The following is a 25,488-nucleotide window of genomic DNA, read 5'->3' as shown; positions in this document are numbered from 1 at the left end:
CGGTGGCCGTCACCGCGCGGCCTTCCTGACGGCCCGGCACGCGGCCCGACTGACGGCCCGGCACGCGGCCCCGGCTCAGCCGTGCACCTCGGAGGCCGGCACGACCGCCTTGAGCAGTTCGGTGAACTGCCGTTCGTCGACGACCGGCGTGCCCACCTGCCGCGCCTTGACGGCCTTGGAGCTGAACGTGTCCGGCTCGTTGGTGACCAGCAGGCTGGTGAGGCGGCTGATCGAGGAGGCCACGTGCAGGCCCGCCTCGGTGGCGCGGTCCTCCAGCAACTCGCGGTCTATGCCCGTGTCCCCGGTGAACGCCACCCGCATGCCCTGCACCAGCGGCCCGCCCGGAGCCAGCCGCCCCGGGTTCGGATACGGGCACGCCGGCCGCCGTCGGGCCGGCCGCCAACCGCCGCCGAACCCGGAGCCCGGGGCGCGGCCGGAACGCGGCCCCGGCACGGGCGTCCCCGGCCGGGGGGTGTCCACCCACTCCGTCAGCGGCACGCAGGTGTGCAGCGGCAGCCGCAGCCCGGCCGCGGCGGCCAGGCGCAGGCTGGGCCGGAACGCCTCGGCCAGCACCCGCGCGTCGTCCAGCGCGTGGTGGGCCCGCCGCTGGACCACGCCGTAGTGCGCGGCGAGCGTCTCCAGCTTGTGGTTGGCCAGCGGCAGCCGCAGCTCCTTGGCCAGCACGATCGTGCACAGCCGCTGCTCGACCGGCGCCGTCGTCCGGGCCCTGGCGAACTCCCGTGCCAGCATGGACCAGTCGAAGACCGCGTTGTGCGCCACGAGCACCCGCCCGGCCAGCCGCTCCGCGAGGGCGCCGGCGATCTCCGGGAAGAGCGGCGCGTCGGCCAGCAGCGCCGGGGTCAGCCCGTGGATCCACACCGGGCCCGGGTCGCGCTGCGGGTTGACGGGGGAGTACCAGTGGTCCTGCACCTCGCCGCGCGCGTCCAGCTGGTAGACGGCGGCGGACACGATACGGTCCTCCCGGCCGAGCCCGGTGGTCTCCACGTCCACCACCGCGTAGCCCCCGGGGTAGCCCGCCGGCCACGGCTCCCCGGCGGCGGCAGCGGCGGCAGCGGCGACGGAGGGCGGCGCGGCGGCGGGGGTCCCTTTGCCGCCGGAAGATGACGGCTCGGTCCGGTTGTCCAGCATGGTCAATGAGGATACGGCCCGCGGCGGACACCGCCGGCACCCGGCGCCCCTGACCGGAGCCGTACACCGGACCGGCCGGGCCGTCGTCGTGCCGCCGGCCGGCGCCGCCCAACGCCTCTCCCGAGCCCCCGATGCCGGCGGGCGGCACGGTCCGGCGGTCCGTCCCGGCCCGCGCTTACGGGTCCGGGCATGGCGGATCCACCCGACGCCGTGCCGCGGTCCGCTCCCCGTCCGCGCTGCCCGCGGTCGCCGAGACGGCCGGTCGGCCAACGGGCCCATCCCGACGACGGTGCCGCCGGCCGCACCGGTAAGGACACGGCGGCCGGCCTGTCCACGGACCCGGGCTGCCGCCTCCCGACGCCGCGGCGGATCCCGGTCCTCGTGGTCCGCCCGGCGCGGTACGGTCTCACCCCGCCGAGGGTGCGGCCGCACTGGCGGACGGTACTTCTGGCGCCGCCGGCGCGGGACTTCCGCTCCCGCCGGCCGCGCCCGACGAGCGCCTCGAACCCGGGGCGGCGAACACCGGGGCCGCCGGTCGTCGGCGGAGGCGCGGATACGGAGCCGTGCCGTGGACATCCGGGGCCGACCCGAGCCGCTGCGCGGCCTGTCGAGGCCACGGCCTTTCGATGTCCGCCAGGAACTGTTCCAGCGGCTGGTCCGGGATCGGCCCGGTGAACCCGCCCGAACCGCGGGGCCGTCAGGGTGCTGGGGCTCAGGGGCCCGTCCCGGCCCGGCCGGGCGGACCAGGGCCAGGCCCCGCCCGTTCGCGGTGGATAACCTGAAGGCATGGCTGATCTGGAGACGCGCGAGCTGGAGTACTTCGTCGCGGTCGCCGAGGAACTGCACTTCGGCCGCGCCGCCGAGCGCCTGTCCATCGCCCAGCCCGCGCTGTCGAAGGCGATCCGGCGCGTCGAGTCCAGGCTGGGCGTCCTCCTGTTCGTGCGGACGAGCCGTCACGTCTCGCTGACGTCCGCCGGGGAGGCGCTCCTGCGGTACGGCCGGCACGCGCTCGACGCGGTGAGCGCCGCCGCCCAGGGCGCCCGCCGGGCCGCCGACAGCCAGGCGCGGCTGCGGCTGGTGGTCAAGCCCGGCGGCGACGGCAACCTGCTCTCCGGCATCATCGCCGCCTACGCCGGCCGGCCCGACGCGCGCCGGGTGGACATCCTGTTCGGCGGCGCCACCGACCGCGCCGACCACGTGCGCGACGGCAGGGCCGACGTGGCGCTGCTGTACGTGCCGTTCGACGACCTCACCGGGCTCGACCACGAGACGCTGTACGTCGAGGGGCGCGTCGCGATCCTGCCGCGCGGGCACCGGCTGGCCTCGCGCGGCGAGCTGCGCATGGCCGACCTGGAGCCGGAGACGCTGCCGCGCTGGAAGGGGGTGCCGGGCAGCAGCGGCCCGGGGCCGGAGATCGAGGACGCGGCGCAGATGGTCCAGCTGATCATGCTCGGCCGGATGGTCGAGGTCCTTCCGCGCTCGCTCGTCGAACCCTTCCACCCGGACCTGGTGTACACGCCCGTGGTGGACGCGCGCCCCAGCCGGCTGGTCGTCGCGTGGTCGCGGCTCGACCGGCGGCCGCTCGTCGCCTCGTTCGTCGAGGCGGCGGTCGCCGCGAGCGCGGCACGGCGGGACATGGCGCCCGACCGGGCCGCGAGCACGGCGGGGTGACGTGAGGCACGGCGGGGCGATGCGACGACGGCGGGGTGACGTGACGTCATCAGCTTGACGGAGCGCTGGAACCCGCTGCCCGGCGGTGCTTCCCGACGGCACGGTGGCGCGCTACTCCCCGCTTCCGGCGGGGCGCCGGCGCAGCTCGGCGACGGTGAGCAGCGGCAGCCACACCCTGCCGTCGAGCCCGGCGGGCGGCGGCACGGTGCGCGGCGGGCGGGGCGGGGCGGCGACCGCCCGGGGCAGGGGCACGCTCCCGTACGGCCTGCGGGCCGGCAGCTGCGGGTCCGGGGGTGAGGGTGGTGGTGAGAAGCTCAACGGTGGTCCTCGCGGGCGGAAGGGGCTCCGGCACCGCGCGGACGGGCCGCCGAGCCGGTTGCTCCGTTCAACGAAACGGCGGGGCATGGGTGTCGCTCCCGCGGGCTCCGGCCCGGCCCGTCCGCCCACGCCCAGCGGGACCGTGCCCGTCGCGGCACTAGGGTGGGAGGGGATGGAGAGCGAACGGAACGCGCCGGGGCGCTCGCGAGGGGAAGGAGGCGCCGTGCTCACCGACACCTACGGACGGGTGGCGACGGACCTGCGGGTCTCCCTGACGGACCGGTGCAACCTGCGCTGCACCTACTGCATGCCCGAGGAGGGCCTCCAGTGGCTGCGCGGGCCGGACCTGCTCACCGACGACGAGGTGGTCCGGCTGGTGCGGATCGCGGTGACCCGTCTCGGGGTGCGCGAGGTCCGGTTCACCGGCGGTGAACCGCTCCTGCGGCCCGGGCTGCCGGGCATCGTGGCCCGCTGCGCCGACCTGGAGCCGAGGCCGTCCCTGTCGCTCACCACCAACGGCATCGGGCTGCGCCGGACCGCCGGGGCACTGCGGGAGGCGGGCCTGGACCGGGTGAACGTCTCGCTCGACACCCTGCGCCCGGAGGTCTTCCACGCCCTCACCCGGCGCGACCGCCACCAGGACGTACTCGACGGCCTGGCCGCCGCGCGCGACGCGGGCCTCGCGCCGATCAAGATCAACACCGTGCTCATGCGCGGCACCAACGACGACGAGGCCGCCGACCTGCTCGGCTGGGCGCTGGACGAGGGGTACGAACTGCGGTTCATCGAACAGATGCCGCTGGACGCCCAGCACGGCTGGGAACGCTCCGACATGGTCACCGCGCGGGAGATCCTGGCCGCGCTGCGCACCCGCTTCACGCTGAGCCCGGAGGGCGACACCGAGCGCGGCCACGCCCCGGCGGAACGCTGGCTGGTCGACGGCGGCCCCGCCCGTGTCGGCGTGATCGCCTCCGTCACCCGGCCGTTCTGCCGCGCCTGCGACCGTACCCGGCTGACCGCCGACGGCCAGGTGCGCAACTGCCTCTTCGCCCAGGAGGAGTCCGACCTGCGCGGGGTGCTGCGCTCGGACGCGGGGGACGAGGAGGTGGTCCGGGTGTGGCAGGCCGCGATGTGGGGCAAGAAGGCCGGTTCCGGCCTCGACGACCCGTCCTTCCTCCAGCCGGGGCGGCCGATGTCGGCGATAGGCGGCTGAGGCACGGGCACCCGGGCCGCACGGGCGTACGGGTGCGGCGGGAGGGGCTCCGGCCCCGCCTCCGCCGGTGCTCCCCTCGGGCGGTCGGCCCGGTCCTGACGCGGCGGCGCTCGTGGGCTGTCGCGGGTGTCGCCCGTGGTGACGTGCGGTAGGGGCCCGCCGGTCAGGTTCAGCCGTCGGCGGCCTCGGACCGCGAACGCCACTCCGGCAGCGCCACCACGTCCTTGAGGAAGCCGCGCATCCCGAGGAACTGCGACAGGTGCTCGCGGTGCTCCTCGCAGGCGAGCCACGTCTTGCGCCGCTCAGTGGTGTGCAGCTTCGGGTTGTTCCAGGCCAGCACCCACACGGCGGGGGCGCGGCAGCCCTTCGCCGAGCAGGTCGGCGTCTCGTCGGTCGTGTCGTTCATGGCGTCCAGTAAACCGCCATCCGAGGGATCCACCGCACCGGGCGCGGGCGTGGCGACGCCGGGCAGCCACGGGGGGAGCCGCCCGGCGTCGGTCCATTCGCTCCGACGGGGGATACGGAGCGTGTATCGAAGTATGGCACGGGGGGCCTTGCCTGTAGAGGGCTTCCTCGTGATTGGGATGAGCATTTCCTGAGGTTCGCCGACCGCCTTCCAGCGGTCTGGACCAGCGCCGGTCAGCGCCGGTCAGCACCGGAAACGCTGCCCCCGGCGGGCCGGGATCACGGTCGCCGTCCGTCCGCCCGACCCGCTCCGCGAGCACCGCGAAGCGGCGGCGTCCGGCCTGTTCGGGGGATGGGGGATACCCCTACGCGACGGGCTCCCCGCCGCGTTCGCGTGCCCGCGCCCCTGCCGCCCCGGAAACGGGCTCGGAGGCGGCCTCGGCGGCCTCGGGCCGGGTGGGACCGGTGCCCTCCCCAGTAGGGGACGCGTCCTCGTCACCCGCGAGGAGCTCGTCCTCCGGGACGTACGGCGACTCCCGCGCCTCCCGCTCGGTGCCGGTCTCCACCCGGGAGGGCTCGATCGCCGGCTGCGACGGCGGCGGTACGTACGTCGTCTCCGGCGGCGGCGGGATGTTCTCGCGGCCCGCGTTGGCGATCACCACGGCCACGTACGGAAGCACCGCGCCGACGACCAGCATCGCCCAGGCCACCGGGCGTTCGATGTTCCACAGCACGATGGTCAGGATCACCGACACCGTGCGGATCGACATGGAGATGGCATAGCGGCGCTGGCGGGCGCGGACGTCGTCGGCGAGGCCGGACCGCGCCCCGGTGATCCGGAAGACCTCAGAACCGCTGCGCTTCCGCATCCCCACTCACCGCCCGCTCCTCGTCCCGGTCCGTGCCGGGCACGCTTCCGGCACCCCTGTCCCGGCCCTTCCCACGGTACGCCGCCCGCCGTCCGCGAAGGAGGGCGGGGGACCTGTTTCGGCGAGTCGTACGGGCGGCCGGGGTCGGCGGGCGGCGCGGGTCCCGGGCGGGGCGCCGGACCGGCGGCCGCGGCCCGGCCACCGGATCGAGGTGCGGGGCGTGGCGGGCGGCCGCAGACTGGCGGGGCGACCATCACCCGGGCGCCGGCTGCCCGGGGCGAGGAGGCGATGGAATGAGCTGGCTGTGGGCGATCCTCGTGGGCCTGGTCCTCGGCCTGATCGCCAAGGCGATCATCCCCGGCAAGCAGAGCCTCCCGCTGTGGCTCACCATCATCTGCGGTATGGGCGGCAGCGCCCTGGGCAACGGTGTGGCCAGGTGGCTCGGAGTCGCCGACACCAAGGGCTTCGACTGGACCCGGCACGTCCTCCAGCTGATCGGCGCGATTGTGCTGGTGGCGCTCGGCGACGCCCTGTGGGGAGCCCGCCGCCGCAGACGGGACACCACGAGGTACTGACGCCCGGGACGGGACCAGCCCGGGAACGGCCCGGGGCGCGCCCGCGGCGCTTCTCCGAAGCGTGCGGTGCTCCCGGGTTCGGTACGTCCGGGGGCGGGGGAACGCCGACGGTGGGCGATGGCGGGGCCTCGCTCCGGGTCAGGAGCGGTGCCGTGGACCTGGCGGGCCGGTGCGCCTGCCGGGGCGCGGCTCAGCCGGCGGGGAGCAGCCGGAGCCAGCGCGCCGGTACCGCCGAGGTGAGCCACACGCCGTTGGCGCTGACCTGGAACGCGTGGCCGGTCGCGGCGAGTCCGGCGGCGTCCACCGCGAGGACCGCCGGGCGGCCGTGCCGGGAGCCGACGCGCAGCGCGGTCTCCTGGTCCGTCGACAGGTGCACGTCCTGCCGGCCCATCGGCCGCAGTCCCCGCGCCAGGATCAGCGGCACCGTGGCCGTGGCGGTGCCGTGGAAGAGCACCTCCGGCGGGACGGCGTCGGGCAGCCCGAGCTCCACCGGAACGGAGTGGCCCTGGCTGGCCCGTATCCGGCGTCCGTCCGCCGAGTAGGCGAACCGCTTCTTGTCGTTGGCGGCCACCACGTGGTCCAGCTCTTCCCGGGTGAGCGGCCGCCGGGCTGCCGCGAGGGCGTCGAGCAGGACATCGACCTCCACCCAGCCGGCCGGGTCGAGGCTCAGCCCCGCCGCCTCCGGGCGGTGGCGCAGCACCATCGACAGGTACTTCGACGCCTTGACCATCCGTTTGCCGTCCACCGGCGGCCTCCTCTCTCCAATGGTCCGTTCGGTCTCGTCTTTCGTCCGGTGGCGTCCCGTACGCGGCTCGTACGCGGCTCGTACGCGGCTCGTACGCGGCTCGTACGCGGCTCCCGCGCGGTGCCGGGCGGGCCGGAAGCAGCTCCGGCCCGCCCGGTCCGGTCACACGCCCTGGCTGACGGAGCTCATGTTGAAGTCCGGCACCCGCAGGGCAGGGGTGGCGGCACGGGTGAAGTAGTCGGACCACTCCCGGGGCAGGGTCCGCTCGGTGCGGCCCGCCTCCGTGGCGCGGCCGAGCAGGTCGACCGGGGACTCGTTGAACCGGAAGTTGTTGACGGCCCCGACCACCTCGCCGCCCTCCACCAGGTAGACGCCGTCACGGGTCAGACCGGTCAGCAGCAGCGTGGCCGGGTCCACCTCGCGGATGTACCACAGGCAGGTGAGCAGCAGGCCGCGCTCGGTGCCGGCGACCATCTCCTCCAGCGAACGGGTGCCGCCGCCGTCCAGCACCAGGTTGTCGGCCATGGGGGCGGGCGTCGTCCCGGCGAGGCCGGCGCTGTGCCGGGTGCTGACCAGCTGGTTCAGCGTGCCCTCGCTGACCCAGTCGACCGGCGCGAGCGGCAGCCCGTTGTCGAAGACGGAGGAGTCGCCCCCCGAGGCGCGGGCGACCACGAAGGGGGCCGCCTCCAGGCCGGGGTGGGCCGGGTCGCTGCGCAGGGTCAGCGGAAGCGGGGACAGCTTCTCGCCGATCCGGGTGCCGCCGCCGGGCTTGGAGAAGACCGTCCGGCCCTCGGCCGCGTCCCGCGCCCCGGCGCTCCACAGCTGGTAGATGAGCAGGTCCGCGACGGCGGACGGCGGCAGCAGCGTCTCGTACCGGCCGGCCGGCAGCTCCACCCGGCGCTCGGCCCAGGCCAGCCTGCGGGCCAGGCCGGCGTCCATGGTGCGCGGGTCGACGTCGGTGAAGTCGCGGGTGGAGGCGCCGGCCCAGGCGGAGCGGGTGCCGTCGGGGGACTTCGCGTTCAGCTCCAGGGTGCCGGTGGGCTGGTCGTGGCGCAGCCGCAGGCCGGTGGAGCTGCCGAGGTAGGTGGAGGCGACCGTGTGGTGCGCGAAGCCGTACAGCTCCCGGCCGCCGGCCCGGGCTTCGGCGAACGCCTCGCCCAGCGCCGGGGCGAACTTCGCGAAGACCTCGGAGGAGGTCTCGGCGGGCGGCTCGGTGAAGCCGGCCGAGGCCGGGGCGCCGGCCACCAGGGGCTGCGCGTCCTCGGCCGGACCGGCCTCCCGGGCCGCGGCCTCGGCCGCCCGTACCAGGGCCTCCAGCTCGTCCGCCGACACCGCCGAGCGGGAGACCACGCCGGAGGCGGTGCCCTGCGCTCCGTCCACGGTGGCGATGACGGTCAGTGTCCGGCCGCGGGTGACACCGTTGGTGGTCAGGGAGTTGCCGGCCCAGCGGAGGTTGGCGCTGGACTCCTCGTCGGCGATCACCACGCAGCCGTCGGCGCGGGAGAGCTCCAGGGCGCGCTCGACGGTCTCGTGGGGGGCGGCGGTGCTGCCCGTGCGGCTCATCGGCCTGCCTCCTGCGTGGTGTTGAGAATGCTGACGTCCCGGAAGAGGGCGGAGGGGCAGCCGTGGCTGACCGCGGCGACCTGGCCCGGCTGTGCCTTGCCGCAGTTGAAGGCGCCGCCGAGGACGTAGGTCTGCGGGCCGCCGACGGCTTCCATGGAGCCCCAGAAGTCGGTGGTGGTGGCCTGGTAGGCGACGTCCTTGAGCTGGCCGGCCAGCGCGCCGTTCTCGATCCGGTAGAAGCGCTGACCGGTGAACTGGAAGTTGTAGCGCTGCATGTCGATGGACCAGGAGCGGTCGCCGACGACGTAGATGCCGCGCTCCACGCCGGAGATCAGCTCTTCCGTGGACGGGCCGCCGGGCGCCGGCTGGAGGGAGACGTTGGCCATCCGCTGCACCGGGACGTGCTGCGGGGAGTCGGCGAAGGCGCAGCCGTTGGAGCGCTCGAAGCCGGTCAGCCGGGCGATCCTGCGGTCGAGCTGGTAGCCGACGAGGACGCCGTCGCGGATCAGGTCCCAGGACTGGCCGGCCACTCCCTCGTCGTCGTACCCGACGGTGGCCAGGCCGTGCTCGGTGGTGCGGTCGCCGGTCACGTTCATCACCGGGGAGCCGTACGTGAGGCTGCCGAGCTGGTCGAAGGTGGCGAACGAGGTGCCGGCGTACGCCGCCTCGTAGCCCAGCGCGCGGTCCAGCTCGGTGGCGTGGCCGATCGACTCGTGGATGGTCAGCCACAGGTTGGACGGGTCGACCACCAGGTCGTACCGGCCGGACTCCACGGAGGGGGCGCGCATCTTCTCGGCGAGCAGGCCGGGGATGCGCTCCAACTCGGTGTCCCAGTCCCAGCCGGTGCCGGTCAGGTACTCCCAGCCGCGCCCGGCCGGCGGGGCCAGGGTGCGCATCGAGTCGAACTCGCCGCTCGCGGGGTCGACGCAGACGGCGGTGAGCGACGGGTGGACGCGCACCCGCTGCTGGGTGGTGGTGGTGCCCGAGGTGTCGGCGTAGAACTTGTTCTCCTGCACGGCGAGCAGGGAGGCGTCCACGTGCGAGACGCCCTCGGCGGCCAGCAGCCGGCCGCTGAACTCGGCCAGCAGGCCGGTCCGGTCGGCGTCCGGTACGTCGAAGGGGTTCACCTCGTAGGAGGAGACCCAGGTGCGGTCCGGGTACACCGGCTCGCCGGCCAGCTCCACCCGGCTCCGCTCGGACGGGCCCGAGGCGGCGGCCACCTTGGCCGACAGCTTCGCCATGGCGACGGCCTGCGCGGCCACTCTGGCGGCCCCGTCCATCGTCAGGTCCACGCCCGCGGCGAAGCCCCAGGCCCCGCCGTGCACCACCCGCACGGCCAGGCCGAGGTCGGTGGTGTCCGATGCGCCGGCCGGCCGGCCGTCGCGCAGGTGCAGGTCGGCGCTGCGCACCCGCTCGATCCTGACGTCGGCGTGTTCCGCGCCCAGGGCGCGCGCCCGCGCCAACCCGGCATCGGCCAGGGCGCGCAACGGCAGCGCGACGAACGACTCATCCAACTCATGCGGCACGGCGATCTTCCTTCCCTCGCGTCACTCGCATACAACCACGTGCGCGCCGACCCGCGGCGGCGATTTCCCCGCGCCTGTGGACAACTCCCCGCGAGCCCGTGGCGTCCCGGCCGGAAAAGGCCGCGAAAAGGGGTCGGGAACGGGTCGGGAACGGGTCGGGCGGCGGGAAACGGGCCGGGGCGCGGGGCGGCGGAGCCCCGGGGCCGCCCGCGCCGCCCGCGCGTCCCCGGGCGGTGGAAGCGCGCATCCCAGCCGAATGGTCCATCTCAACTTCCTTGGCGTGCAAGGTACTTGGCTTGGTATGGACCAATCTCTATCCTCGTCGGCAACCGCCCTCGCCTGTCCGCAGGTTCCGTACACGCACCGCCACGACAAGGAGTCACGCATGTCCGTACGAGGCATCACGGCGAGCGCGGGAGCGGTCGCCGCCGCCACGGCCGCGCTGGCCGCGTTCACCACCGTCCCGGCGAGCGCCCACGGAGCGCTCGACACCCCGGTCAGCCGGATCTCCGCCTGCTACGCGGAGGGCCCGGAGAACCCCGTCTCCCAGGTCTGCAAGGACTTCGTCGCCGACAGCGGCACCCAGCCGCTGTACGACTGGAACGAGGTCAACATCGCCGACGCCGACGGGAACAGCCGCCAGATCATCCCCGACGGCCACCTCTGCTCCGCCGACCGCGACAAGTACCGCGCCCTGGACTGGGCCCGCACCGACTGGCCCGCCACCCCGGTCACCTCGGGCAGCTTCAACGTGCGGTTCCGGGTCACCGCCGCGCACCTCGGCACCATGACGCTCTACATCACCAAGCAGGGGTACGACCCCACCCAGCCGCTGAAGTGGTCCGACCTCGACGACACCCCCGTGGCCGTCTACGCCACCAGCGCGTCGGCGCCCTCCGGTTACTACCAGTTCACCGCCAACCTGCCCCAGCGCACCGGCCGCCAGCTGATCTACCAGGTGTGGCAGCGCAGCGACAGCCCGGAGGCGTTCTACGGCTGTGCCGATGTCGTCTTCGGACAGAGCGCCCAGGCGGCCGCCGCGGCCGTCCCGGACGTGGCCAAGGCCCCGACCGACACCCAGATCGCCGCCGGCGCCGCCCGGTCGACCGTCTCCCACCACGGCCACGGCGGCGGTGAGACGGCCCCCGCGACCACCGGGACCATCGCCGCCGGGACGGCGGCGGCCAGCGGCGGAACCCTGAAGGCGGCGCTGTCGGCGAGCGCCCTGGCCGCCGCCGGAGCGGTCGGCCTGCTCGCGCGCAGCCGTCGCCGGGCGGCCGCCCGCGCCCGCGGCTGACCCCGCCTCCGGCTCCGGGACGCCCGTCCCGGAGCCGGAGCGGCGCAGGTCACCGCTGTAGGAACCCCACAGGGTCCGCGCGGCCGCCCTGTCGGCGCCGATTCCCAAAAGCGGCGCGAGGACCGATAGGTTCTCACGGAGACACCCACGATCCAGGGAGTGATCCGTTGAGCCGCTCGGTTCTCGTCACCGGGGGAAACCGGGGCATCGGCCTTGCCATTGCCCGGGCTTTCGCCGACAACGGCGACAAGGTCGCCGTCACGTTCCGCTCGGGCGAGCCCCCGGCGGACCTCTTGGAGCGCGGCGTGCTCGCGGTCCGCTGCGACATCACCGACAGTGAGCAGGTCGAGCAGGCGTACAAGGAGGTCGAGGAGAAGCACGGCAACGTCGAGGTGCTGGTGGCCAACGCCGGCATCACGAAGGACCAGTTGCTGATGCGCATGTCGGAGGACGACTTCTCCTCCGTCCTCGACACCAACCTCGTCGGCGCCTTCCGGGTCGTCAAGCGCGCCAACCGCGGCATGCTGCGGGCCAAGAAGGGCCGCGTCGTCCTGATCTCCTCGGTCGTCGGCCTGATGGGCCAGGCCGGGCAGGCCAACTACGCCGCCTCCAAGGCCGGCCTGGTCGGCTTCGCGCGTTCCCTCTCCCGTGAGCTGAGCTCCCGGAACATCACCATCAACGTCGTCGCGCCCGGTTTCGTCGACACCGACATGACCCGCGCCCTCAGCGAGGAGCAGCGGGCCGGGATCGTCACCCAGGTGCCCATGGGGCGCTACGGGACCACCGAGGAGATCGCCGCGGCCGTGCGCTTCCTCGCCTCCGACGACGCCGCGTACATCACTGGAGCCGTCATCCCGGTTGACGGCGGATTGGGCATGGGTCACTGAGTCACATGAGCGGAATCCTCGACGGGAAGCGCATCCTGATCACCGGGGTGCTGATGGAGTCCTCCATCGCCTACCACACCGCCAAGCTGGCGCAGGAGCAGGGCGCGGAGATCATCCTGACGGCCTTCCCCCGGCCCACGCTGACCGCGCGCGTCGCCAAGAAGCTGCCCAAGCCGACCAAGGTCCTCGAACTGGACGTCACCAACACCGAGCACCTGGCCGGGCTGGCCGACGCCGTCCGCGCGGAGCTCGGCGGGCTCGACGGAGTGGTGCACTCCATCGGCTTCGCTCCGCAGGACGCCCTGGGCGGCAACTTCCTCAACACGCCGTTCGAGTCCGTGGCCACGGCCATGCACGTCTCGGCGTACTCGCTGAAGTCGCTGACCACGGCCTGCCTGCCCCTGATGGACGGCGGCGGCTCCGTCGTCGGCCTCACCTTCGACGCGCAGTTCGCGTGGCCGCAGTACGACTGGATGGGCCCGGCGAAGGCCGCCCTGGAGGCCACCTCCCGTTACCTGGCCCGCGACCTGGGCAAGCAGAACGTGCGCTGCAACCTGGTCTCGGCCGGACCGCTCGGCTCCATGGCCGCGAAGTCCATCCCCGGCTTCTCGGACCTCGCCGAGGTGTGGAACCACCGCTCCCCGCTGGAGTGGGACATGAGCGACCCCGAGCCGGCCGGCCGCGGTGTGGTCGCCCTGCTGTCGGACTGGTTCCCGAAGACCACCGGCGAGATCGTCCACGTCGACGGCGGCGTGCACGCCATCGGCGCCTGACACCCACCGCTCCCTCCGAGGGCTCGGAGACCGCCGCGCGGCAGCCGCGGCGGTGACGGACGCGGCGCCGACCGCCCCGCACCCGCACGGGTGCGGGGCGGTCGTGCGTCCGGACGCGGTCGCGACGCCACCGGTGGCGGTCCCGCGTGCTGACGGCCGCCGGCCCCGCGTGCCGCCGGCCGCCCGTCACGCGGCTCTGACGGCCGCCGGTGACGCGCCGGCGGCCCGCGGCGGGGTCTGAGCGCCGCGGCCCTACGGTCGCGGGTCGGTGAAGCGGCAGAAGAAGGCGTGCTTGCCCGCCTCCGCCGCGGCGGCCTCCTCGTCCCCGGCGTGGATCGCGGCGACCAGCCGATCGTGGTCGACGTAGTCCGCGTCCCGCAGCTCCGGGCCGAGGTCGGCGCGCAGGAAGTCCCGGACGACCTCGCCCAGGTCGGCGTAGAGCGCCGTGAGCACCTCGTTGTGGGAGGCCGCCACCACCGCGAGGTGCAGGGTCGCGTCGGCGGTGACGAACGCCTCCGCGTCGCCCGCTTCCCACGTCTGCTCGCGGTTCGCCATCAGGGCGTCGAGCTGCCGCAGGTCCGCAGCCGTACGCCGGCGCGCGGCGAGCCCGGCCGCCGTGGCCTCCAGCGAGCCGCGCAGTTCGGCCACGTGCAGCGGGTCGGCGTCCGCGAACCGGCGCTGCATCACCCCGGCCAGCTCGCTGGTGGCCGCCACGTAGGTGCCCGAGCCCTGGCGGATGTCGAGCAGCCCGTTGTGCGCCAGCGCCCGCACCGCCTCGCGGACGGTGTTGCGGGCCACCCCGAGGAGGTCCACCAGCTCGGGTTCGGTGGGGATGCGGGAGCCGACCGGCCAGGTGCCGGAGGCGATCTCCGCGCGCAGCCGGGCGATGACCTGGTCGGCGAGCGGTGCCGGGCGGGAGACGGGACCGAGATTCATCCCATCATTCTATGATGGGTTCATGCACGACGACGAACCGATCACCACCGGCCCCGCCGCCGCCCCTCCCACCCGAGCCCGTTCCGGCGCCGCGGACCTCGCCACGGACCTCCCGGCCACCCGGCCCGCCGCGGCCGCCGCCGCCACACCGCCCGTACCGGAGGCCGCCGAGGACCGGCCGCAGGCCCCCTGGGTAGGCCGGCTCGTCATCGCCGCGCTGCTGCTCGCCGCCCTCAGCCTGCGTCCGGCCGTCACCAGCCTCGGCGCGGTGCTGAAGCAGGTCCGCAGCGGCCTCGGGATGAGCGGCACCATGGCCGGACTGCTCACCTCGGTGCCCGCCGTCTGCTTCGCGCTCTTCGGCTTCGCCGCACCCCGCCTCGCCCGCCGCTTCGGCCCCGGCGCCGTGGTCTGCGCCGGCATGGCCGCCATCACCGCCGGCCTCGCGCTGCGCCCGCTGGCCGGCACCACCCCGGTGTTCCTCGCCGCCAGCGCTCTCGGCCTGGCCGGGATCGCCGTCTCCAACGTGCTCGTGCCGGTCATCGTCAAGCGCTACTTCCCGCACCGGGTCGGCACCGTCACGGGCCTGTACTCGATGGCGCTGTCGGTGGGCACCTCCGCGGCCGCCGCCGTCACCGTGCCGCTGGCCCACGCCATGGGCGGCGGCTGGCGGCTGGGCCTGGGCATGTGGGCGGTGCCCGCCGCGGTCGCCGTGCTGCCGTGGATCCCCCTGATACGGGACCGGGCCGCCGCCCCGGCCCGCCCGCGCGCCTCCGCCGGGGACGCGCCCTCCCCGGCCGCCCCGGCCCAGGGGGAGCACGGCCGCATCACCCGCAGCCGCACCGCCTGGGGGCTCGGCTGCTTCTTCGGCCTGCAGAGCACCGCCGCCTACGTGACCATGGGCTGGTCGCCGCAGATCTACCAGGACGCCGGCATCTCCGCCGGCCGCGCCGGACTGCTGCTGGCCTTCATCATGGCGCTGAGCGTGCCGCTGTCCTTCGTGCTGCCGCCACTGGCCGCCCGGATGCGCTCCCAGGGCCCCGTCGTGGCCGTCCTCGCCGTCTTCCAGGTGGCCGGCTTCCTCGGGCTGTGGGCCGCGCCGGCCGCCGAGCCCTGGCTGTGGGCCTTCCTGCTGGGCGTCGCGAACTGCGCCTTCCCGCTGGCCCTGACGATGATCGGGATGCGCTCGCGCACCGGTGCCGGCGTCGCCCGGCTGTCGGCGTTCGCCCAGAGCACCGGCTACCTGATCGCCATCCCCGGCCCGATCCTGGTCGGCACCCTGAACCAGGCCACCGGCGGCTGGGGCCTGCCCATGGGGCTGATGGCGGTCCTGGCCGTGCCGCAGGTCGCCGCCGGGATGGTGGCCGGCCGCAACCGGCACGTCGAGGACGAACTGTGACCCGGCGGAGGAGAGCCCAGGAGACGGTGCCACACTGGCGTCCATGCCCGTACTGGAACCGAATCCTCCGAACCCGCAGCGCCGACTGCTCATCGTCTTCGGTCTGATGATGGGTGTCCCGGCGATCGTGGCCATCGTCGCGATCATCGCCGCCGGAATGGGATAGCCCTGGACGCGTACCGGAGCGCGTTCGCCCAGGGAAGGTGGGGACAACCCCACCTTCCCTAGGGGGCGGGGCTCAGGGACAAGTGGGTGGACGACCGGATGGGACCGGCCGCCCCGCCCCCGTAGCGTCGAGCCGTACCGCCGGGCACCAGGGCACGGCGGCAGGTCCGAGCACGTCCGCCGGCGGGCGGGGCGGCCGGACCGTCGACGGTTTCCGCGGAGGCGTTCACCGTGAGCACGCGCACTTCCCACCTCGGTCAGCGGCAGCCCCGGCCCACCGGCCCCCGGGACCCCGACAGCCGGGCCGACGGCACGCGGGCCACGCTGCCGTGGTGGGCGCTGGCCCTGCCGGCCGCCGCCTTCTTCGCCCTCCTCGCGCTGCTCGACGCCGGGCCCGCGCGGGGCGCCGGCTCGGGGGCAGGCGCCGCGCAGGCCGCACACCTGGCCACCGCCCTGGGCACCCTGCTCTCCCGGCTGGCCTGAGCCCCTTGGCCCGAGGCTCCTGGCCTGAGGCCCCTTGCCTGAGGCCCTGGCCCGAGGCCCCTGCCCGGAGCGCGTCCGGAGCCCGTCCTGATTCGGCCCCCGGTCGCTCCGGGGCCGCCAGGGCCCCTGCCCCGTCTGGCCGCGGTGAGGTGCTGTCCGCCCAGTGGAACGCCGGGTCCCACGGACCGGTCCGCCGGTGGACATCCCGCGCCTGACCGCGGGATATCTGGAAAGCTGAGGGGCATGAGCGCCGACACACCCCGCACCCTCGTCGTGGTCAGGCACGCCAAGGCGGACTGGCCGGACGTCCCCGACCACGAGCGCCCGCTCGCCGAGCGCGGCCGCCTGGACGCCCCCTCCACCGGCCGCCGGCTGGCCGAGTCCGGCCTCACCATCGACCTGGCCCTGTGCTCCACCGCCGTCCGCACCCGCGAGACCTGGAAACTCGCCGCCCCCGAGCTGGCCCACCGCCCCCGGACCGTCTACGAGGAGCGGCTCTACGACGCCTCACTCGGCGAGCTGATCGCCCTGGTCGACGAGACCCCCGACGACGTCGGCTGCCTGCTGCTGGTCGGCCACAACCCGGGCATGCACGCCCTCGCGGACGCGCTGGCCGGCGGCGGCGACGCCGAGGCGCGCGACCGGATGAACCGCGGCGGCTTCGCCACCTCGGGGCTGGCCGTGCTCACCTTCACCGGCTCCTGGAAGGGCGTCGAGCACGGCGTCTGCCGCCTGACGGAGTTCTGGGCGCCCCACGAGGGCTGACCGCCCCGCCCGCCGCCGGAACCGCGCGCCCGGCCCGTTCCCCCGCTCCGGGGAGCCGCGCCGGGGCGCCGCGGGCGTCACCCCTGGGAGGCGGTCGCGCCGTCCGTCTCGTCGGCCGCCTCGATCTCCTCGCGGGTGATCCCCAGCAGGTAGAGCACCGTGTCCAGGAAGGGCACGTTCACCGCGGTGTCCGCGGCCGCCCGCACCACCGGCTTGGCGTTGAACGCGACCCCGAGGCCGGCCGTGTTGAGCATGTCCAGGTCGTTCGCGCCGTCGCCGATCGCCACGCTCTGGCTCAGCGGGACCCCGGCCTGCTGGGCGAACTCGCGCAGCAGCCGCGCCTTGCCGGCCCGGTCCACGATCGGCCCCACCACCCGGCCGGTCAGCCGGCCGTCGACGATCTCCAGGGTGTTGGCCGCGGCGAAGTCCAGCCCCAGCCGCTCCTTGAGGTCGTCGGTCACCTGCGTGAAGCCGCCCGACACCACGCCCACCTGGTAGCCCAGCCGCTTCAGCGTGCGCACCAGGGTGCGTGCCCCCGGCGTGAGGCGGACCTGCGCGCGCACCTTGTCGACGGCCGAGGCGTCCAGGCCGGCCAGCAGCCGCACCCGGGCGTGCAGCGACTGCTCGAAGTCCAGCTCGCCGCGCATCGCCGCCGCCGTGACCTCCGCGACCTGCTCCTCGCAGCCGGCGAAGGCGGCGAACAGCTCGATCACCTCGTCCTGGATCAGCGTGGAGTCGACGTCCATCACCACCAGCCGCTGGGCCCGGCGCTGGAGGCCGGCCGGGACCACGGCGACGTCCACGCCGTGCGCGGCGGCGCCCACCGACAGCGCCGAGCGCAGCTCCGTGTGGTCGGCGCCGGACACCGCGAACTCCACCGCGGTCACCGGGTACTTCGCCAGTCGGAAGATCCGGTCGATGTTGCCGCCCGAGCCGGTGATCAGCGCCGTCAGGGCCGCAGTGGAGGCAGCGGTGAGCGGATGGCCCAGCACCGTCACGTACGAGCGGCCGCGGCCGCGGGGGCGGTTGTCACCGACCCCGGAGATGATCTCGGCCTGCATCTTCATGGACTCGGCCCAGGTGTGCACGGTGACCCGCAGCGCGCCGTCGGAGTCCCGGCCCGGCGGCACGGTCACCAGGGCGCACAGCACTATCCGGCCCCGGGTGACGACCTGCTCGATGTCCACGACGTCCACGCCGAACCCGGCGAGCACCTCGAAGAGCCCGGCGGTCAGGCCCGGCCGGTCCCGGCCGAAGATCTTCACCAGCAGCGTCGGCGCGTCGGCCTGGGGGGCGGCGTCCCCGGGCACGGCCGGGGCCGTCCCACGGAACCCGGAGGGGGTGGCCGGCACGGCTGCCGGCTGCGTGTTCGAGGCGTCGTTCATGGTGTCTCCACCGTATCCGCCGTCCGACGGCCGGCTGCCGGCCGTCCCGAGGAACGGACACCGCGCGTCCGCCGCCTGGCCGCCGCGGGGAGCGGAACGGCGCCGGAGCCGTCGCCCGACTCGAACGGTTCCTCCGGGTGTCCGCGATCCCTAGACTGCCTGCGCATGGGGGAATCCGGGGGACGACACAGTGGGGCATGGGGTGCCTGAACTCGTACTTGAACTGAACGGACGGACCTGGCCGCTTGACCCGTCCCGGTCATACAGCCTCGGTCGGGACCCGCGGGGCGACCTCGTCCTCGACGACGCCCGGGTGTCCTGGCGGCACGCCAGCCTCCGCCGGGGGGAGCAGGGCTGGCTGCTGGAGGACCTCGGCAGCACCAACGGCACCTTCGTCCAGGGGCAGCGGGTCCAGCGCGCCGAGGTGGCCGCGGGCGGCACCGTCCACCTCGGCAACGCCACCGACGGGCCGAGGCTGCGCTTCAGCGCGCCCGCGGTGGCCGGTGCCGAGCCGGTTCCGGCCCCGGCGGCCCAACCGGCGGCGGCCCACCAGCCGGCACCAGCCCAGCTGTCGCAGCCGCAGGGCGGACCCGTCCAGGGTGGTCCCGTGCAGGGTGGTCCCGTGCAGGGCGGTCCCGTCCAGGGCGGCGACCGGGTCGGCGACCGCAACCCGAGCACCTTCCACCAGATCGCGCTGGGCCGGATGATGCGCATAGGCCGCGCGCTGGAGAACGAGCTGGTCGTCTCCGACCTCCAGGTCTCCCGCCGCCACGCGGAGTTCCGGGCGCACCCCGACGGCCGCTTCGAGATCGTCGACCTCGGCAGCCACAACGGCACCTACGTCAACGGCCAGCCGATCCAGCGGCACCTGCTGGGCGCGGGGGACATCGTGGGCGTGGGCCACTCGACGTTCCGGCTGGTCGGCGACCACCTGGAGGAGTTCGTCGACACGGGCGCGGTCTCCTTCTCCGCCCGCCGGCTGTCGGTCCGGGTGCCGCAGGGCAGGACAACCAAAACCATCCTGAGGGACGTCTCCTTCGGCGTCCCGGAGAAGTCGCTGATCGGGGTGATCGGCCCGTCCGGCTCCGGCAAGTCCACGCTGCTGCGCGCGCTGACCGGCTACCGCCCCGCCGACCAGGGCGAGGTGCTGTACGACAACCGCGACCTGTACAAGCAGTTCGCGGAGCTGCGCCAGCGCATCGGCCTGGTGCCGCAGGACGACATCCTGCACAAGGAGCTCCAGGTGCGCACCGCGCTGCGCTACGCCGCCAAGCTCCGCTTCCCCGGCGACACCGCGGCGGCCGAGCGCGAGGCCCGCATCGACGAGGTGCTGCGCGAGCTGAAGCTCGACATCCACGCGGACAAGAAGGTCACCTCGCTCTCCGGCGGCCAGCGCAAGCGCGTGTCGGTCGCCCTGGAGCTGCTGACCAAGCCGTCGCTGATCTTCCTGGACGAGCCGACCTCCGGGCTCGACCCGGGCATGGACCGCGACGTGATGAAGCTGCTGCGGGGCCTGGCCGACGACGGCCGCACCGTGCTGGTCGTCACCCACTCGGTGGCCGAACTGGCCCTGTGCGACAAGCTGCTGGTGATGGCACCGGGCGGCTCGGTGGCGTACTTCGGCCCACCGGACGAGGCACTGGCCTTCTTCGGGTACGAGAACTGGGCCGACGTCTTCTCCGCGTTCGAGAACTACCGCGACCACGACTGGTCGGGCCGGTGGCGCGGCTCGCAGCAGTACCTGACGTACGCCGCCCACCTCGACGCCGCCGCGCCGCAGGCCGCGCCCGCCATCCCGAACCGGGCCGCCCGGCCGCCCAAGCCGCAGGGCTGGGGCTCGCAGCTGTACACCCTGGTACGGCGCTACCTGTCGGTGATCGTCTCCGACCGCGGCTTCATCGGTCTGATGGTCGTCCTGCCGGCGGTGCTGGGCGTGGTGAGCTGCCTGATACCCGCCGACCACGGCCTCGGCGTCGGCAAGCCGCCGCACTTCGCCAACAAGGACGCGGGCACCATCCTGATGATCCTCGCGGTCGGCGCCTGCTTCGCCGGGTCCGCCAACTCGGTCCGCGAGCTGATCAAGGAGCGGGTGATCTACGAGCGCGAACGGGCCGTCGGCCTGTCCCGCTCGGCGTACCTGATGTCCAAGGTGATCGTGCTCGGCCTGATCACGATCCTTCAGGGCGCCATCATCTGCGGGATCGGCTTCGCCCCGCGCGCGATGCCCGTCGAGGGCGTGGTGCTGCACGGCCACCCCGGGCTGGAGATGGCCCTGGTCATCATGGCGTTCGGGTTCACCTCGATGATGGTCGGACTGATCATCTCGGCGCTGGTGAAGACGGCGGAGAAGACCATGCCGCTGCTGGTCATGTTCGCGATCGTGCAGATCGTCTTCACCGGGGTGCTCTTCCAGCTCTACGGCAAGCCCGGTGTGGAGCAGCTGTCCTGGCTGATGCCGGCCCGCTGGGCGGTCGCCGGCGCCGGCGCCACCGCCGACCTCAACCTGCTGCTGCCCTGGGACCCGACGCACCGCACGAGCGACGCGCTGTGGAATCACACCGCGGGCACCTGGACGCTGGACCTCGGGGTGCTGCTGGTGATGTCGCTGCTCTGCGGCGTCGTCGTGGCCCGGCTGCTGCGCCGGCACGAGCCCGAGGTGATGCGCGGGTAGCCGCGGGGACCCCGCCTTCGAGGGCCGACGGCCCGGAGCGTGCGGAAGGGCGGTGGGACGTCGTCGTCCCACCGCCCTTCCGGTTTCCCGCTGTTCTCGATGTCCCCGAGCGCGGGAAACGGTTCCCGACCGGAAGACGGGTACCGGTATTCGGCCCCGGCGGTCAGTACGCGGAGTTGACGTTGTCCATTCCGCCGTAGACGTGCCAGGCGTAGTTGCACGCGGCGGCGATGTTCGCGACCGGGTCGTAGACGTTCCAGGAGGTACCGGAGACGTGGTACGCGTTGAACGTCGGGTCGATCGTCTGCAGCAGCCCCTTGGACGGAATGCCCTTGGCGGCGTTGGAGTCCCACAGGTTGATCGCGTTCGGGTTGCCGGAGGACTCCCGAATGACGTTGCGGTAAATGCCGTTGTAGGTCGGCACCGGGATGTTGTGCGCGGCCAGCACCGCCTGGGCGTGCCGGATCCAGCCGTCCAGGTTGTCCGGGTAGACCACCGCGGCGACCTTCACCACGGGGGTGGTGGTCGTGGTGGCCTTCGCGGCGGGCGCGGTCCGGATCGCCTGACGCTCGGTGGAGCGGCTGGCGGCAGCGGCGGCCCGCTTGGCGGCGGCGTCGGCGACGGCCTTACGGTGAGCCGCCGCGTCGGCGGCGGCCTTCTTCTCCGCGGCGGCCTTGGCGGCCGCCTTCTGCTTGGCGAGGACCTGGGCTGCGGCCTTCTGGGCCGCGGCGTCGGCGGCCGCCTTCTTCTGGGCCGCGGCGTCGGCCGCTGCCCGCTTCTGGGCGGCGGCCTTCTTCTGGGCGGCGGCCTGGTCGGAGACGGCCTTCTGCGAGGCGAGACCGCTCTTGGCGGGGACGTCCTTGACCTGGTCGGCAGTGGAGACGGAGAACCCAGTCGGGTCGCCAGCGGCGGCGGCGGACCCTCCAGCGGTCGCCTCCAGACCGGTCACTGTCAGGGCCACCGCGGCCGCGGCGGCGATGCCTGCCGCCGTGATCTTGTGCTTCCTGGACAGACGGCCGACCTTCGGGATCGTGGGGAGCTGCATTCGGGATTACCTCTTCCGATTGGGACTCGAGAATTCTTAGAGAGCCCTGAATCGGCGGTCAACGAGCCCTTCTACGAACCGGTCTCGTAGAAGTGCCGGTCGATCGGCCGGATAATCCGGAGTCGTCGCCGGTGATAGCGGGGAGGGAATTCCACTAAGCCGCTTAGTATGTGACGCAGGCCCTGTCGGTGAGTTCACAGGAGGGCACCCCCGAAGTCGCCGAAGGTGACCGCGGGGGTGCTTTATGTGACGCTTATTCCGGATCTGGACGGGACGTCAGAACGGCTACGGCAGCAGCAGGTTCACGTCGCCGAACTCGTGCCACCGGTAGCGGCCCCGCAGGGCCAGCGCGTAGACCCGTTCCAGCAGCGGCTCGCCGGCCACCGCGCGGAGCATCAGCAGGTGCGACGCCGCCGGCTCGTGCAGCCCGGTCAGCAGTCCGTCCACCGCCCGGACGCCGCGCTCCGGGGTGACGACCAGGTCGGTCCAGCCGCGGGCGGCACGCACCTCGCCGCGCCGCCCGGCCGCCGACTCCAGCGCCCGCACCGCGGTCGTGCCCACCGCCACCACCCGGCCGCCGGCCGCCCGGGCCGCGTTCACCTGCCGGGCGGTGGCGGCCGGCACCGCGTACGGCTCCGGATACGGCGGCTCGTGCGCCTCGGCGGAGGCCACGCCCGTGTGCAGCACGACCGGCGCGACCTGCACACCCCTGGTGACCAGCTCGGTCACCAGCGCCGCGGTGAAGGGCCGGCCCGCGCTCGGCATCTCCGCCGACCCCGGCCCGTCCGCGGAGCGGGCCGAGAAGACGGTCTGGTAGGCCGAGAGCGGCTGGTCGGCGTCGGTGTAGCCGTAGCGGATCGGCCGCCCGTGGCGGCGCAGGCGGCGCGGCATGTCGGCCGGGGCGGCCGCCGTCACCCACAGCCGGCCCCGGCAGGGGCGCCGCCGCCCGCTCCCGCCGCCCTTCCCCGGCCGGCCCGGCCGGGCCAGCGGCTCCGCCAGCTCCAGCAGGCCGCCCCCGGCCAGCTCCACCACCGCCCCGGCCGGTCCGCCGTCGCGGGGCACGGTCGAGCCGCTCCCGTCGGGGGAGCGCACCTCCACCACCCAGCGGCCGTCGTCGCGGAGCGTCGAGAAGTGCACCACCACGGCCTCGGGGCGTCCGGAGCCGGAGAGGAGCCGACCGTCCAGGGCCGCGGGCAGCGTGCGTGAGGTGTTCACCACCAGCACGTCCCCGGCCCGCAGCAGCGAGGGCAACTCCCGGAAGGCGTGGTGGCCCACCTCCCCGGAGGCCCGCTCGCCGACCAGCAGCCGCACGCCGTCCCGCCGCGCCGGCGGCGCGGAGGCCGCCAGCGCCGCCGGCACCCTCAGCCGGGCCAGCCCGCCCGAGGCCACCCGGTCCGCCTCCGCGTCGCACGTCGGGCAGGGGTCCGGCACGGGTGGATGGCCGGTCGTCTTTGGACGTGTTCCGCCGGACGTCCCGCGCGGTCCTGCTGCCGCGCCGGACGAGCCCGCCACCGCCGGCCGGGTCACCGTCCCGCCCCGTCAGGGCCGCGGCCGTGTACCGCCCGCTGGGCCACGCGCCGTCCAGCAGCCGCAGCAGGGCCGGCGCCACCTCCTCCGGCAGCGGACGGTCGGTGAAGCCGGCGTCGTCGGGGACCGCCGCCGCGTACAACCGGGTCCGCAGGTCGCCCGGGTCCACCCACCACACCCGCAGCTCCGGCTCCTCCACCGCCAGCACCGCCGACAGCTGCTCCAGCGCCGCCTTGCTCGCGCCGTACCCGCCCCACGCGGGGTACGCCCCGACCGCGGCGTCCGAGGTCACGTTGAGCACCGCTCCCCGGGCCGTCCGCAGCAGCGGCAGCGCCTCCCTCAGCAGCGCGAACGGCGCGACTACGTTCACCTCCAGCGCCTCCCGCAGCCCCGCCACCGGCAGCTCGGCCAGCGGCACCAGCGGCTCCGCGCCCAGCGCGCTCGCGTTGTTCACCAGCAGGGCGACCCCCGCCCCGCCGGCCAGTACGGCCGCCGCCGCCACCAGCTCGGCGCGGTGCCCCGCCGAGGCCACGTCCCCGGGCACCGCCCGGACCCGGCCGCCCGCCCCGCCGGCGCCGCCCGTTCCAGCTCCGCCGCCGCCACTCGCAGCGCCTCCGCGTCCCGGCCGTCCACCACCAGGTCCCAGCCGCGTCCGGCCAGCACCCCGGCCAACGCCCGGCCCAGCCCCCTCGAAGCTCCCGTGAGTACCGCCACCGGCATGGCCCAGCCTCCCGTCGCCGCGGGCCGGGACGCCTTCCGCCCGGCCGTCGGCCCCACCGTAGGAACGGCCCCGGCCCGCGCGCGTCGGCCGCCCGCAGCACCCGCCGGGGTCCTTTCGCCCTCCTCCGGGCGACCCCGACCGCGGGTCCCCACCAGGCCCGCCCGACGGCCTAGGCCCCCGGGACCAGGGCGGCCCCGACCTCGGCCGCATCCTCACGGGGCGGCCCGCCGGTACGGTGGGCGGCATGGGCCCCAGGACGCCGAAGGGCGGAATCGAAGCGGTCAGCGCCGCGATCCTGGCGATGAACCGCCGGCTGGAGGTGCGCGAGGTCCTCCAGACCATCGTCACCTCCGCGCGGGAGCTGCTGGGCGCGGAGTACGCCGCCCTCGGCGTGCCCGACGACCGCGGCGGCTTCGCCCAGTTCGTGGTCGACGGGGTCAGCGACGCGCAGTGGAAGGCCATCGGCCCGCTGCCCCGGCAGCACGGCGTGCTCGCCGCGATGCTGGAGGAGGCGACCCCGCAGCGGCTCACCGACGTCCGCGAGTTCGCGAGCTTCGCCGGCTGGCCGGCCGCCCACCCGGTGATGCGCGACTTCATCGGCATGCCCGTGATGGACGGCGAGGACGTCCTCGGCGCCGTCTTCCTCGCCAACAAGATCTGCCCGAAACCGTCCGACCAGGGCGGCTGCGCCTTCACCCAGGAGGACGAGGACCTGCTGCGGCTGCTGGCCGACCACGCCGCCATCGCCCTCACCAACGCCCGGCTGCACGAGCGCAGCCGCGAGCTGACCCTGGCGGGGGAGCGGGCCCGCATCGCCCACGAGCTGCACGACGCGGTCTCCCAGAAGCTGTTCTCGCTGCGGCTCACCGCCCAGGCGGCAGCCGCCCTCGTCGACGCCGACCCGGCCCGCGCCAAGCGCGAGATCCGCGAGGTCACCGCGCTCGCCGCCGAGGCCGCCGACGAGCTGCGGGCCGTCGTGGTCGAGCTGCGACCCGCCGCCCTGGACGAGGACGGCCTCGTCGCCACCCTGCGCACCCAGGCCGGCGTCCTCGACCGGGTGCACGCCGCGCGCGTCACCTTCCACGCCTCCCAGGTGGGCGCGCTGCCCGCCGCCCAGGAGGAGGCGCTGCTGCGCGTCGCCCAGGAGGCCACCCACAACGCGCTGCGGCACGCCGGAGCAGGCACCGTCGCCGTCACCCTCGAAGGGCTCGGCAAGCGGGCGCTGCTGCGGGTCGCCGACGACGGCCGGGGCTTCGACCCGGACGCCGTGCGGCGCAGCGGCCGCCACCTCGGGCTGGCCTCCATGCGGGACCGGGCCGACAGCGTCGGCGGCCGGCTCGCCGTCCAGTCCGAGCCCGGCAAGGGCACCGTTGTCGAGATGGAGGTGCCAGGTGGTTGACCCG

The 25,488-nt window shown here is 74.7% G+C and carries 23 protein-coding genes and 1 pseudogene; 12 read left to right on the top strand and 12 right to left on the bottom strand.

All coding sequences use genetic code 11. The features are described from left to right. Positions 1-75 precede the first annotated feature (75 nt). Positions 76-1,149 carry a DEDDh family exonuclease gene (locus tag BS72_RS01910; protein ID WP_037905878.1) on the bottom strand — a complete coding sequence of 358 codons (1,074 nt, stop codon included), beginning with the start codon at positions 1,147-1,149 and terminating at the stop codon, positions 76-78. A 786-nt stretch (positions 1,150-1,935) separates the two neighbouring features. On the opposite strand from BS72_RS01910, the gene BS72_RS01905 reads away from it, so the two are divergent. Further along, the gene (locus tag BS72_RS01905; protein ID WP_051950536.1) at positions 1,936-2,820 is read left to right on the top strand and encodes a LysR family transcriptional regulator; all 885 of its coding nucleotides are present in this window, start codon (positions 1,936-1,938) and stop codon (positions 2,818-2,820) included. A 111-nt stretch (positions 2,821-2,931) separates the two neighbouring features. On the opposite strand, the gene BS72_RS36225 is transcribed toward BS72_RS01905, so the two are convergent. Continuing rightward, complete coding sequence (locus tag BS72_RS36225) at positions 2,932-3,138, bottom strand: hypothetical protein (RefSeq protein WP_157856129.1); 207 nt, start codon at positions 3,136-3,138, stop codon at positions 2,932-2,934. 172 nt (positions 3,139-3,310) lie between these two features. Between BS72_RS36225 and moaA the strand changes: the two genes are divergently transcribed. Further along, on the top strand, positions 3,311-4,351 hold the full coding sequence (gene moaA / locus BS72_RS01900) for a GTP 3',8-cyclase MoaA (protein WP_078900941.1): 1,041 nt from the start codon (positions 3,311-3,313) through the stop codon (positions 4,349-4,351). Between the two features lie 169 nt (positions 4,352-4,520). On the opposite strand, the gene BS72_RS01895 is transcribed toward moaA, so the two are convergent. Both BS72_RS01895 and BS72_RS33495 read right to left on the bottom strand, forming a co-directional pair. Then, a complete protein-coding gene (locus BS72_RS01895) occupies positions 4,521-4,757 on the bottom strand; it encodes a hypothetical protein (protein WP_037905874.1) in 237 nt (78 codons plus the stop codon). A 364-nt stretch (positions 4,758-5,121) separates the two neighbouring features. Further along, complete coding sequence (locus BS72_RS33495; RefSeq protein ID WP_078900940.1) at positions 5,122-5,625, bottom strand: DUF3099 domain-containing protein; 504 nt, start codon at positions 5,623-5,625, stop codon at positions 5,122-5,124. Between the two features lie 293 nt (positions 5,626-5,918). On the opposite strand from BS72_RS33495, the gene BS72_RS01885 reads away from it, so the two are divergent. Further along, on the top strand, positions 5,919-6,200 hold the full coding sequence (locus BS72_RS01885; protein ID WP_037905872.1) for a GlsB/YeaQ/YmgE family stress response membrane protein: 282 nt from the start codon (positions 5,919-5,921) through the stop codon (positions 6,198-6,200). Between the two features lie 190 nt (positions 6,201-6,390). Here the strand turns inward: BS72_RS01885 and BS72_RS01880 are convergent, their stop codons facing one another. The 3 genes from BS72_RS01880 to BS72_RS01870 form a co-directional block, all read right to left on the bottom strand. Beyond that, positions 6,391-6,945, bottom strand: a complete 555-nt coding sequence (locus BS72_RS01880) for an RNA 2'-phosphotransferase (RefSeq protein ID WP_037905870.1) — start codon at positions 6,943-6,945, stop codon at positions 6,391-6,393. A gap of 162 nt (positions 6,946-7,107) precedes the next feature. Further along, positions 7,108-8,508 carry a metallopeptidase TldD-related protein gene (locus BS72_RS01875; RefSeq protein WP_037905869.1) on the bottom strand — a complete coding sequence of 467 codons (1,401 nt, stop codon included), beginning with the start codon at positions 8,506-8,508 and terminating at the stop codon, positions 7,108-7,110. After that, on the bottom strand, positions 8,505-10,034 hold the full coding sequence (locus tag BS72_RS01870) for a TldD/PmbA family protein (RefSeq protein WP_037905868.1): 1,530 nt from the start codon (positions 10,032-10,034) through the stop codon (positions 8,505-8,507). Before BS72_RS01870 ends, BS72_RS01875 begins: the two co-directional genes overlap by 4 nt. Before the next feature lie 385 nt (positions 10,035-10,419). Between BS72_RS01870 and BS72_RS01865 the strand changes: the two genes are divergently transcribed. From BS72_RS01865 to fabI, 3 genes are all read left to right on the top strand, one after another. Then, entirely contained in the window at positions 10,420-11,331 is a 912-nt protein-coding gene (locus BS72_RS01865; RefSeq protein WP_037905866.1) for a lytic polysaccharide monooxygenase auxiliary activity family 9 protein, read from the top strand. A gap of 167 nt (positions 11,332-11,498) precedes the next feature. After that, positions 11,499-12,218 (top strand): 3-oxoacyl-[acyl-carrier-protein] reductase, encoded by a 720-nt coding sequence (gene fabG / locus BS72_RS01860; protein ID WP_037905863.1) that lies wholly within the window; start codon positions 11,499-11,501, stop codon positions 12,216-12,218. A gap of 5 nt (positions 12,219-12,223) precedes the next feature. Beyond that, positions 12,224-12,991, top strand: coding sequence for an enoyl-ACP reductase FabI (fabI, locus tag BS72_RS01855; RefSeq protein ID WP_037905861.1), 768 nt, complete (start codon positions 12,224-12,226; stop codon positions 12,989-12,991). A 252-nt stretch (positions 12,992-13,243) separates the two neighbouring features. Here fabI and BS72_RS01850 read toward each other — a convergent pair whose 3' ends face one another. After that, entirely contained in the window at positions 13,244-13,927 is a 684-nt protein-coding gene (locus BS72_RS01850) for a FadR/GntR family transcriptional regulator (RefSeq protein WP_037905859.1), read from the bottom strand. 22 nt (positions 13,928-13,949) lie between these two features. On the opposite strand from BS72_RS01850, the gene BS72_RS01845 reads away from it, so the two are divergent. The 4 genes from BS72_RS01845 (at position 13,950) to BS72_RS01835 (ending at position 16,736) form a co-directional block, all read left to right on the top strand. Next, positions 13,950-15,323, top strand: coding sequence for a CynX/NimT family MFS transporter (locus BS72_RS01845; protein ID WP_037905857.1), 1,374 nt, complete (start codon positions 13,950-13,952; stop codon positions 15,321-15,323). A gap of 43 nt (positions 15,324-15,366) precedes the next feature. Then, on the top strand, positions 15,367-15,489 hold the full coding sequence (locus BS72_RS39065; RefSeq protein ID WP_265736767.1) for an SGM_5486 family transporter-associated protein: 123 nt from the start codon (positions 15,367-15,369) through the stop codon (positions 15,487-15,489). Between the two features lie 230 nt (positions 15,490-15,719). After that, positions 15,720-15,971, top strand: a complete 252-nt coding sequence (locus tag BS72_RS01840) for a hypothetical protein (RefSeq protein WP_037905855.1) — start codon at positions 15,720-15,722, stop codon at positions 15,969-15,971. 243 nt (positions 15,972-16,214) lie between these two features. Continuing rightward, positions 16,215-16,736, top strand: a complete 522-nt coding sequence (locus BS72_RS01835; RefSeq protein WP_037905853.1) for a SixA phosphatase family protein — start codon at positions 16,215-16,217, stop codon at positions 16,734-16,736. A 77-nt stretch (positions 16,737-16,813) separates the two neighbouring features. Here the strand turns inward: BS72_RS01835 and serB are convergent, their stop codons facing one another. Next, the gene (gene serB, locus BS72_RS01830) at positions 16,814-18,121 is read right to left on the bottom strand and encodes a phosphoserine phosphatase SerB (RefSeq protein ID WP_051950531.1); all 1,308 of its coding nucleotides are present in this window, start codon (positions 18,119-18,121) and stop codon (positions 16,814-16,816) included. A gap of 190 nt (positions 18,122-18,311) precedes the next feature. Here serB and BS72_RS01825 point away from each other — a divergent pair, with 190 nt between their 5' ends. Next, positions 18,312-20,792, top strand: a complete 2,481-nt coding sequence (locus tag BS72_RS01825) for an FHA domain-containing protein (RefSeq protein ID WP_078900939.1) — start codon at positions 18,312-18,314, stop codon at positions 20,790-20,792. A gap of 163 nt (positions 20,793-20,955) precedes the next feature. On the opposite strand, the gene BS72_RS01820 is transcribed toward BS72_RS01825, so the two are convergent. The 3 genes and pseudogenes from BS72_RS01820 to BS72_RS36995 form a co-directional block, all read right to left on the bottom strand. Further along, positions 20,956-21,837, bottom strand: coding sequence for a transglycosylase SLT domain-containing protein (locus BS72_RS01820; protein WP_051950528.1), 882 nt, complete (start codon positions 21,835-21,837; stop codon positions 20,956-20,958). 285 nt (positions 21,838-22,122) lie between these two features. Further along, on the bottom strand, positions 22,123-23,226 hold the full coding sequence (locus tag BS72_RS37000; RefSeq protein WP_037907247.1) for an S-adenosylmethionine:tRNA ribosyltransferase-isomerase: 1,104 nt from the start codon (positions 23,224-23,226) through the stop codon (positions 22,123-22,125). 151 nt (positions 23,227-23,377) lie between these two features. Next, positions 23,378-24,084 (bottom strand): annotated as a pseudogene (locus BS72_RS36995) (SDR family NAD(P)-dependent oxidoreductase); the annotation flags it as partial. Between the two features lie 245 nt (positions 24,085-24,329). Between BS72_RS36995 and BS72_RS01810 the strand changes: the two are divergent. Further along, positions 24,330-25,484, top strand: coding sequence for a GAF domain-containing sensor histidine kinase (locus BS72_RS01810; RefSeq protein ID WP_037905849.1), 1,155 nt, complete (start codon positions 24,330-24,332; stop codon positions 25,482-25,484). Positions 25,485-25,488 lie beyond the last annotated feature (4 nt).

This window comes from Actinacidiphila yeochonensis CN732 (assembly GCF_000745345.1).
GTDB classification, from domain to species: Bacteria; Actinomycetota; Actinomycetes; order Streptomycetales; family Streptomycetaceae; genus Actinacidiphila; species Actinacidiphila yeochonensis.
The sequence above is the reverse complement of the archived record's forward strand: the minus strand, read 5'-3'. Positions and strand labels throughout refer to the sequence as shown.

Coding starts and splice junctions, on each gene's coding strand:
- BS72_RS01910 (WP_037905878.1), bottom strand. CDS start 1,149: ATGCTGGACAACCGGACCGAGCCGTCATCTTCCGGCGGCAAAGGGACC.
- BS72_RS01905 (WP_051950536.1), top strand. CDS start 1,936: ATGGCTGATCTGGAGACGCGCGAGCTGGAGTACTTCGTCGCGGTCGCC.
- moaA (WP_078900941.1), top strand. CDS start 3,311: ATGGAGAGCGAACGGAACGCGCCGGGGCGCTCGCGAGGGGAAGGAGGC.
- BS72_RS01895 (WP_037905874.1), bottom strand. CDS start 4,757: ATGAACGACACGACCGACGAGACGCCGACCTGCTCGGCGAAGGGCTGC.
- BS72_RS33495 (WP_078900940.1), bottom strand. CDS start 5,625: ATGCGGAAGCGCAGCGGTTCTGAGGTCTTCCGGATCACCGGGGCGCGG.
- BS72_RS01885 (WP_037905872.1), top strand. CDS start 5,919: ATGAGCTGGCTGTGGGCGATCCTCGTGGGCCTGGTCCTCGGCCTGATC.
- BS72_RS01875 (WP_037905869.1), bottom strand. CDS start 8,508: ATGAGCCGCACGGGCAGCACCGCCGCCCCCCACGAGACCGTCGAGCGC.
- BS72_RS01865 (WP_037905866.1), top strand. CDS start 10,420: ATGTCCGTACGAGGCATCACGGCGAGCGCGGGAGCGGTCGCCGCCGCC.
- fabI (WP_037905861.1), top strand. CDS start 12,224: ATGAGCGGAATCCTCGACGGGAAGCGCATCCTGATCACCGGGGTGCTG.
- BS72_RS01850 (WP_037905859.1), bottom strand. CDS start 13,927: ATGAATCTCGGTCCCGTCTCCCGCCCGGCACCGCTCGCCGACCAGGTC.
- BS72_RS01845 (WP_037905857.1), top strand. CDS start 13,950: ATGCACGACGACGAACCGATCACCACCGGCCCCGCCGCCGCCCCTCCC.
- BS72_RS39065 (WP_265736767.1), top strand. CDS start 15,367: ATGCCCGTACTGGAACCGAATCCTCCGAACCCGCAGCGCCGACTGCTC.
- BS72_RS01835 (WP_037905853.1), top strand. CDS start 16,215: ATGAGCGCCGACACACCCCGCACCCTCGTCGTGGTCAGGCACGCCAAG.
- serB (WP_051950531.1), bottom strand. CDS start 18,121: ATGAACGACGCCTCGAACACGCAGCCGGCAGCCGTGCCGGCCACCCCC.
- BS72_RS01820 (WP_051950528.1), bottom strand. CDS start 21,837: ATGCAGCTCCCCACGATCCCGAAGGTCGGCCGTCTGTCCAGGAAGCAC.
- BS72_RS01810 (WP_037905849.1), top strand. CDS start 24,330: ATGGGCCCCAGGACGCCGAAGGGCGGAATCGAAGCGGTCAGCGCCGCG.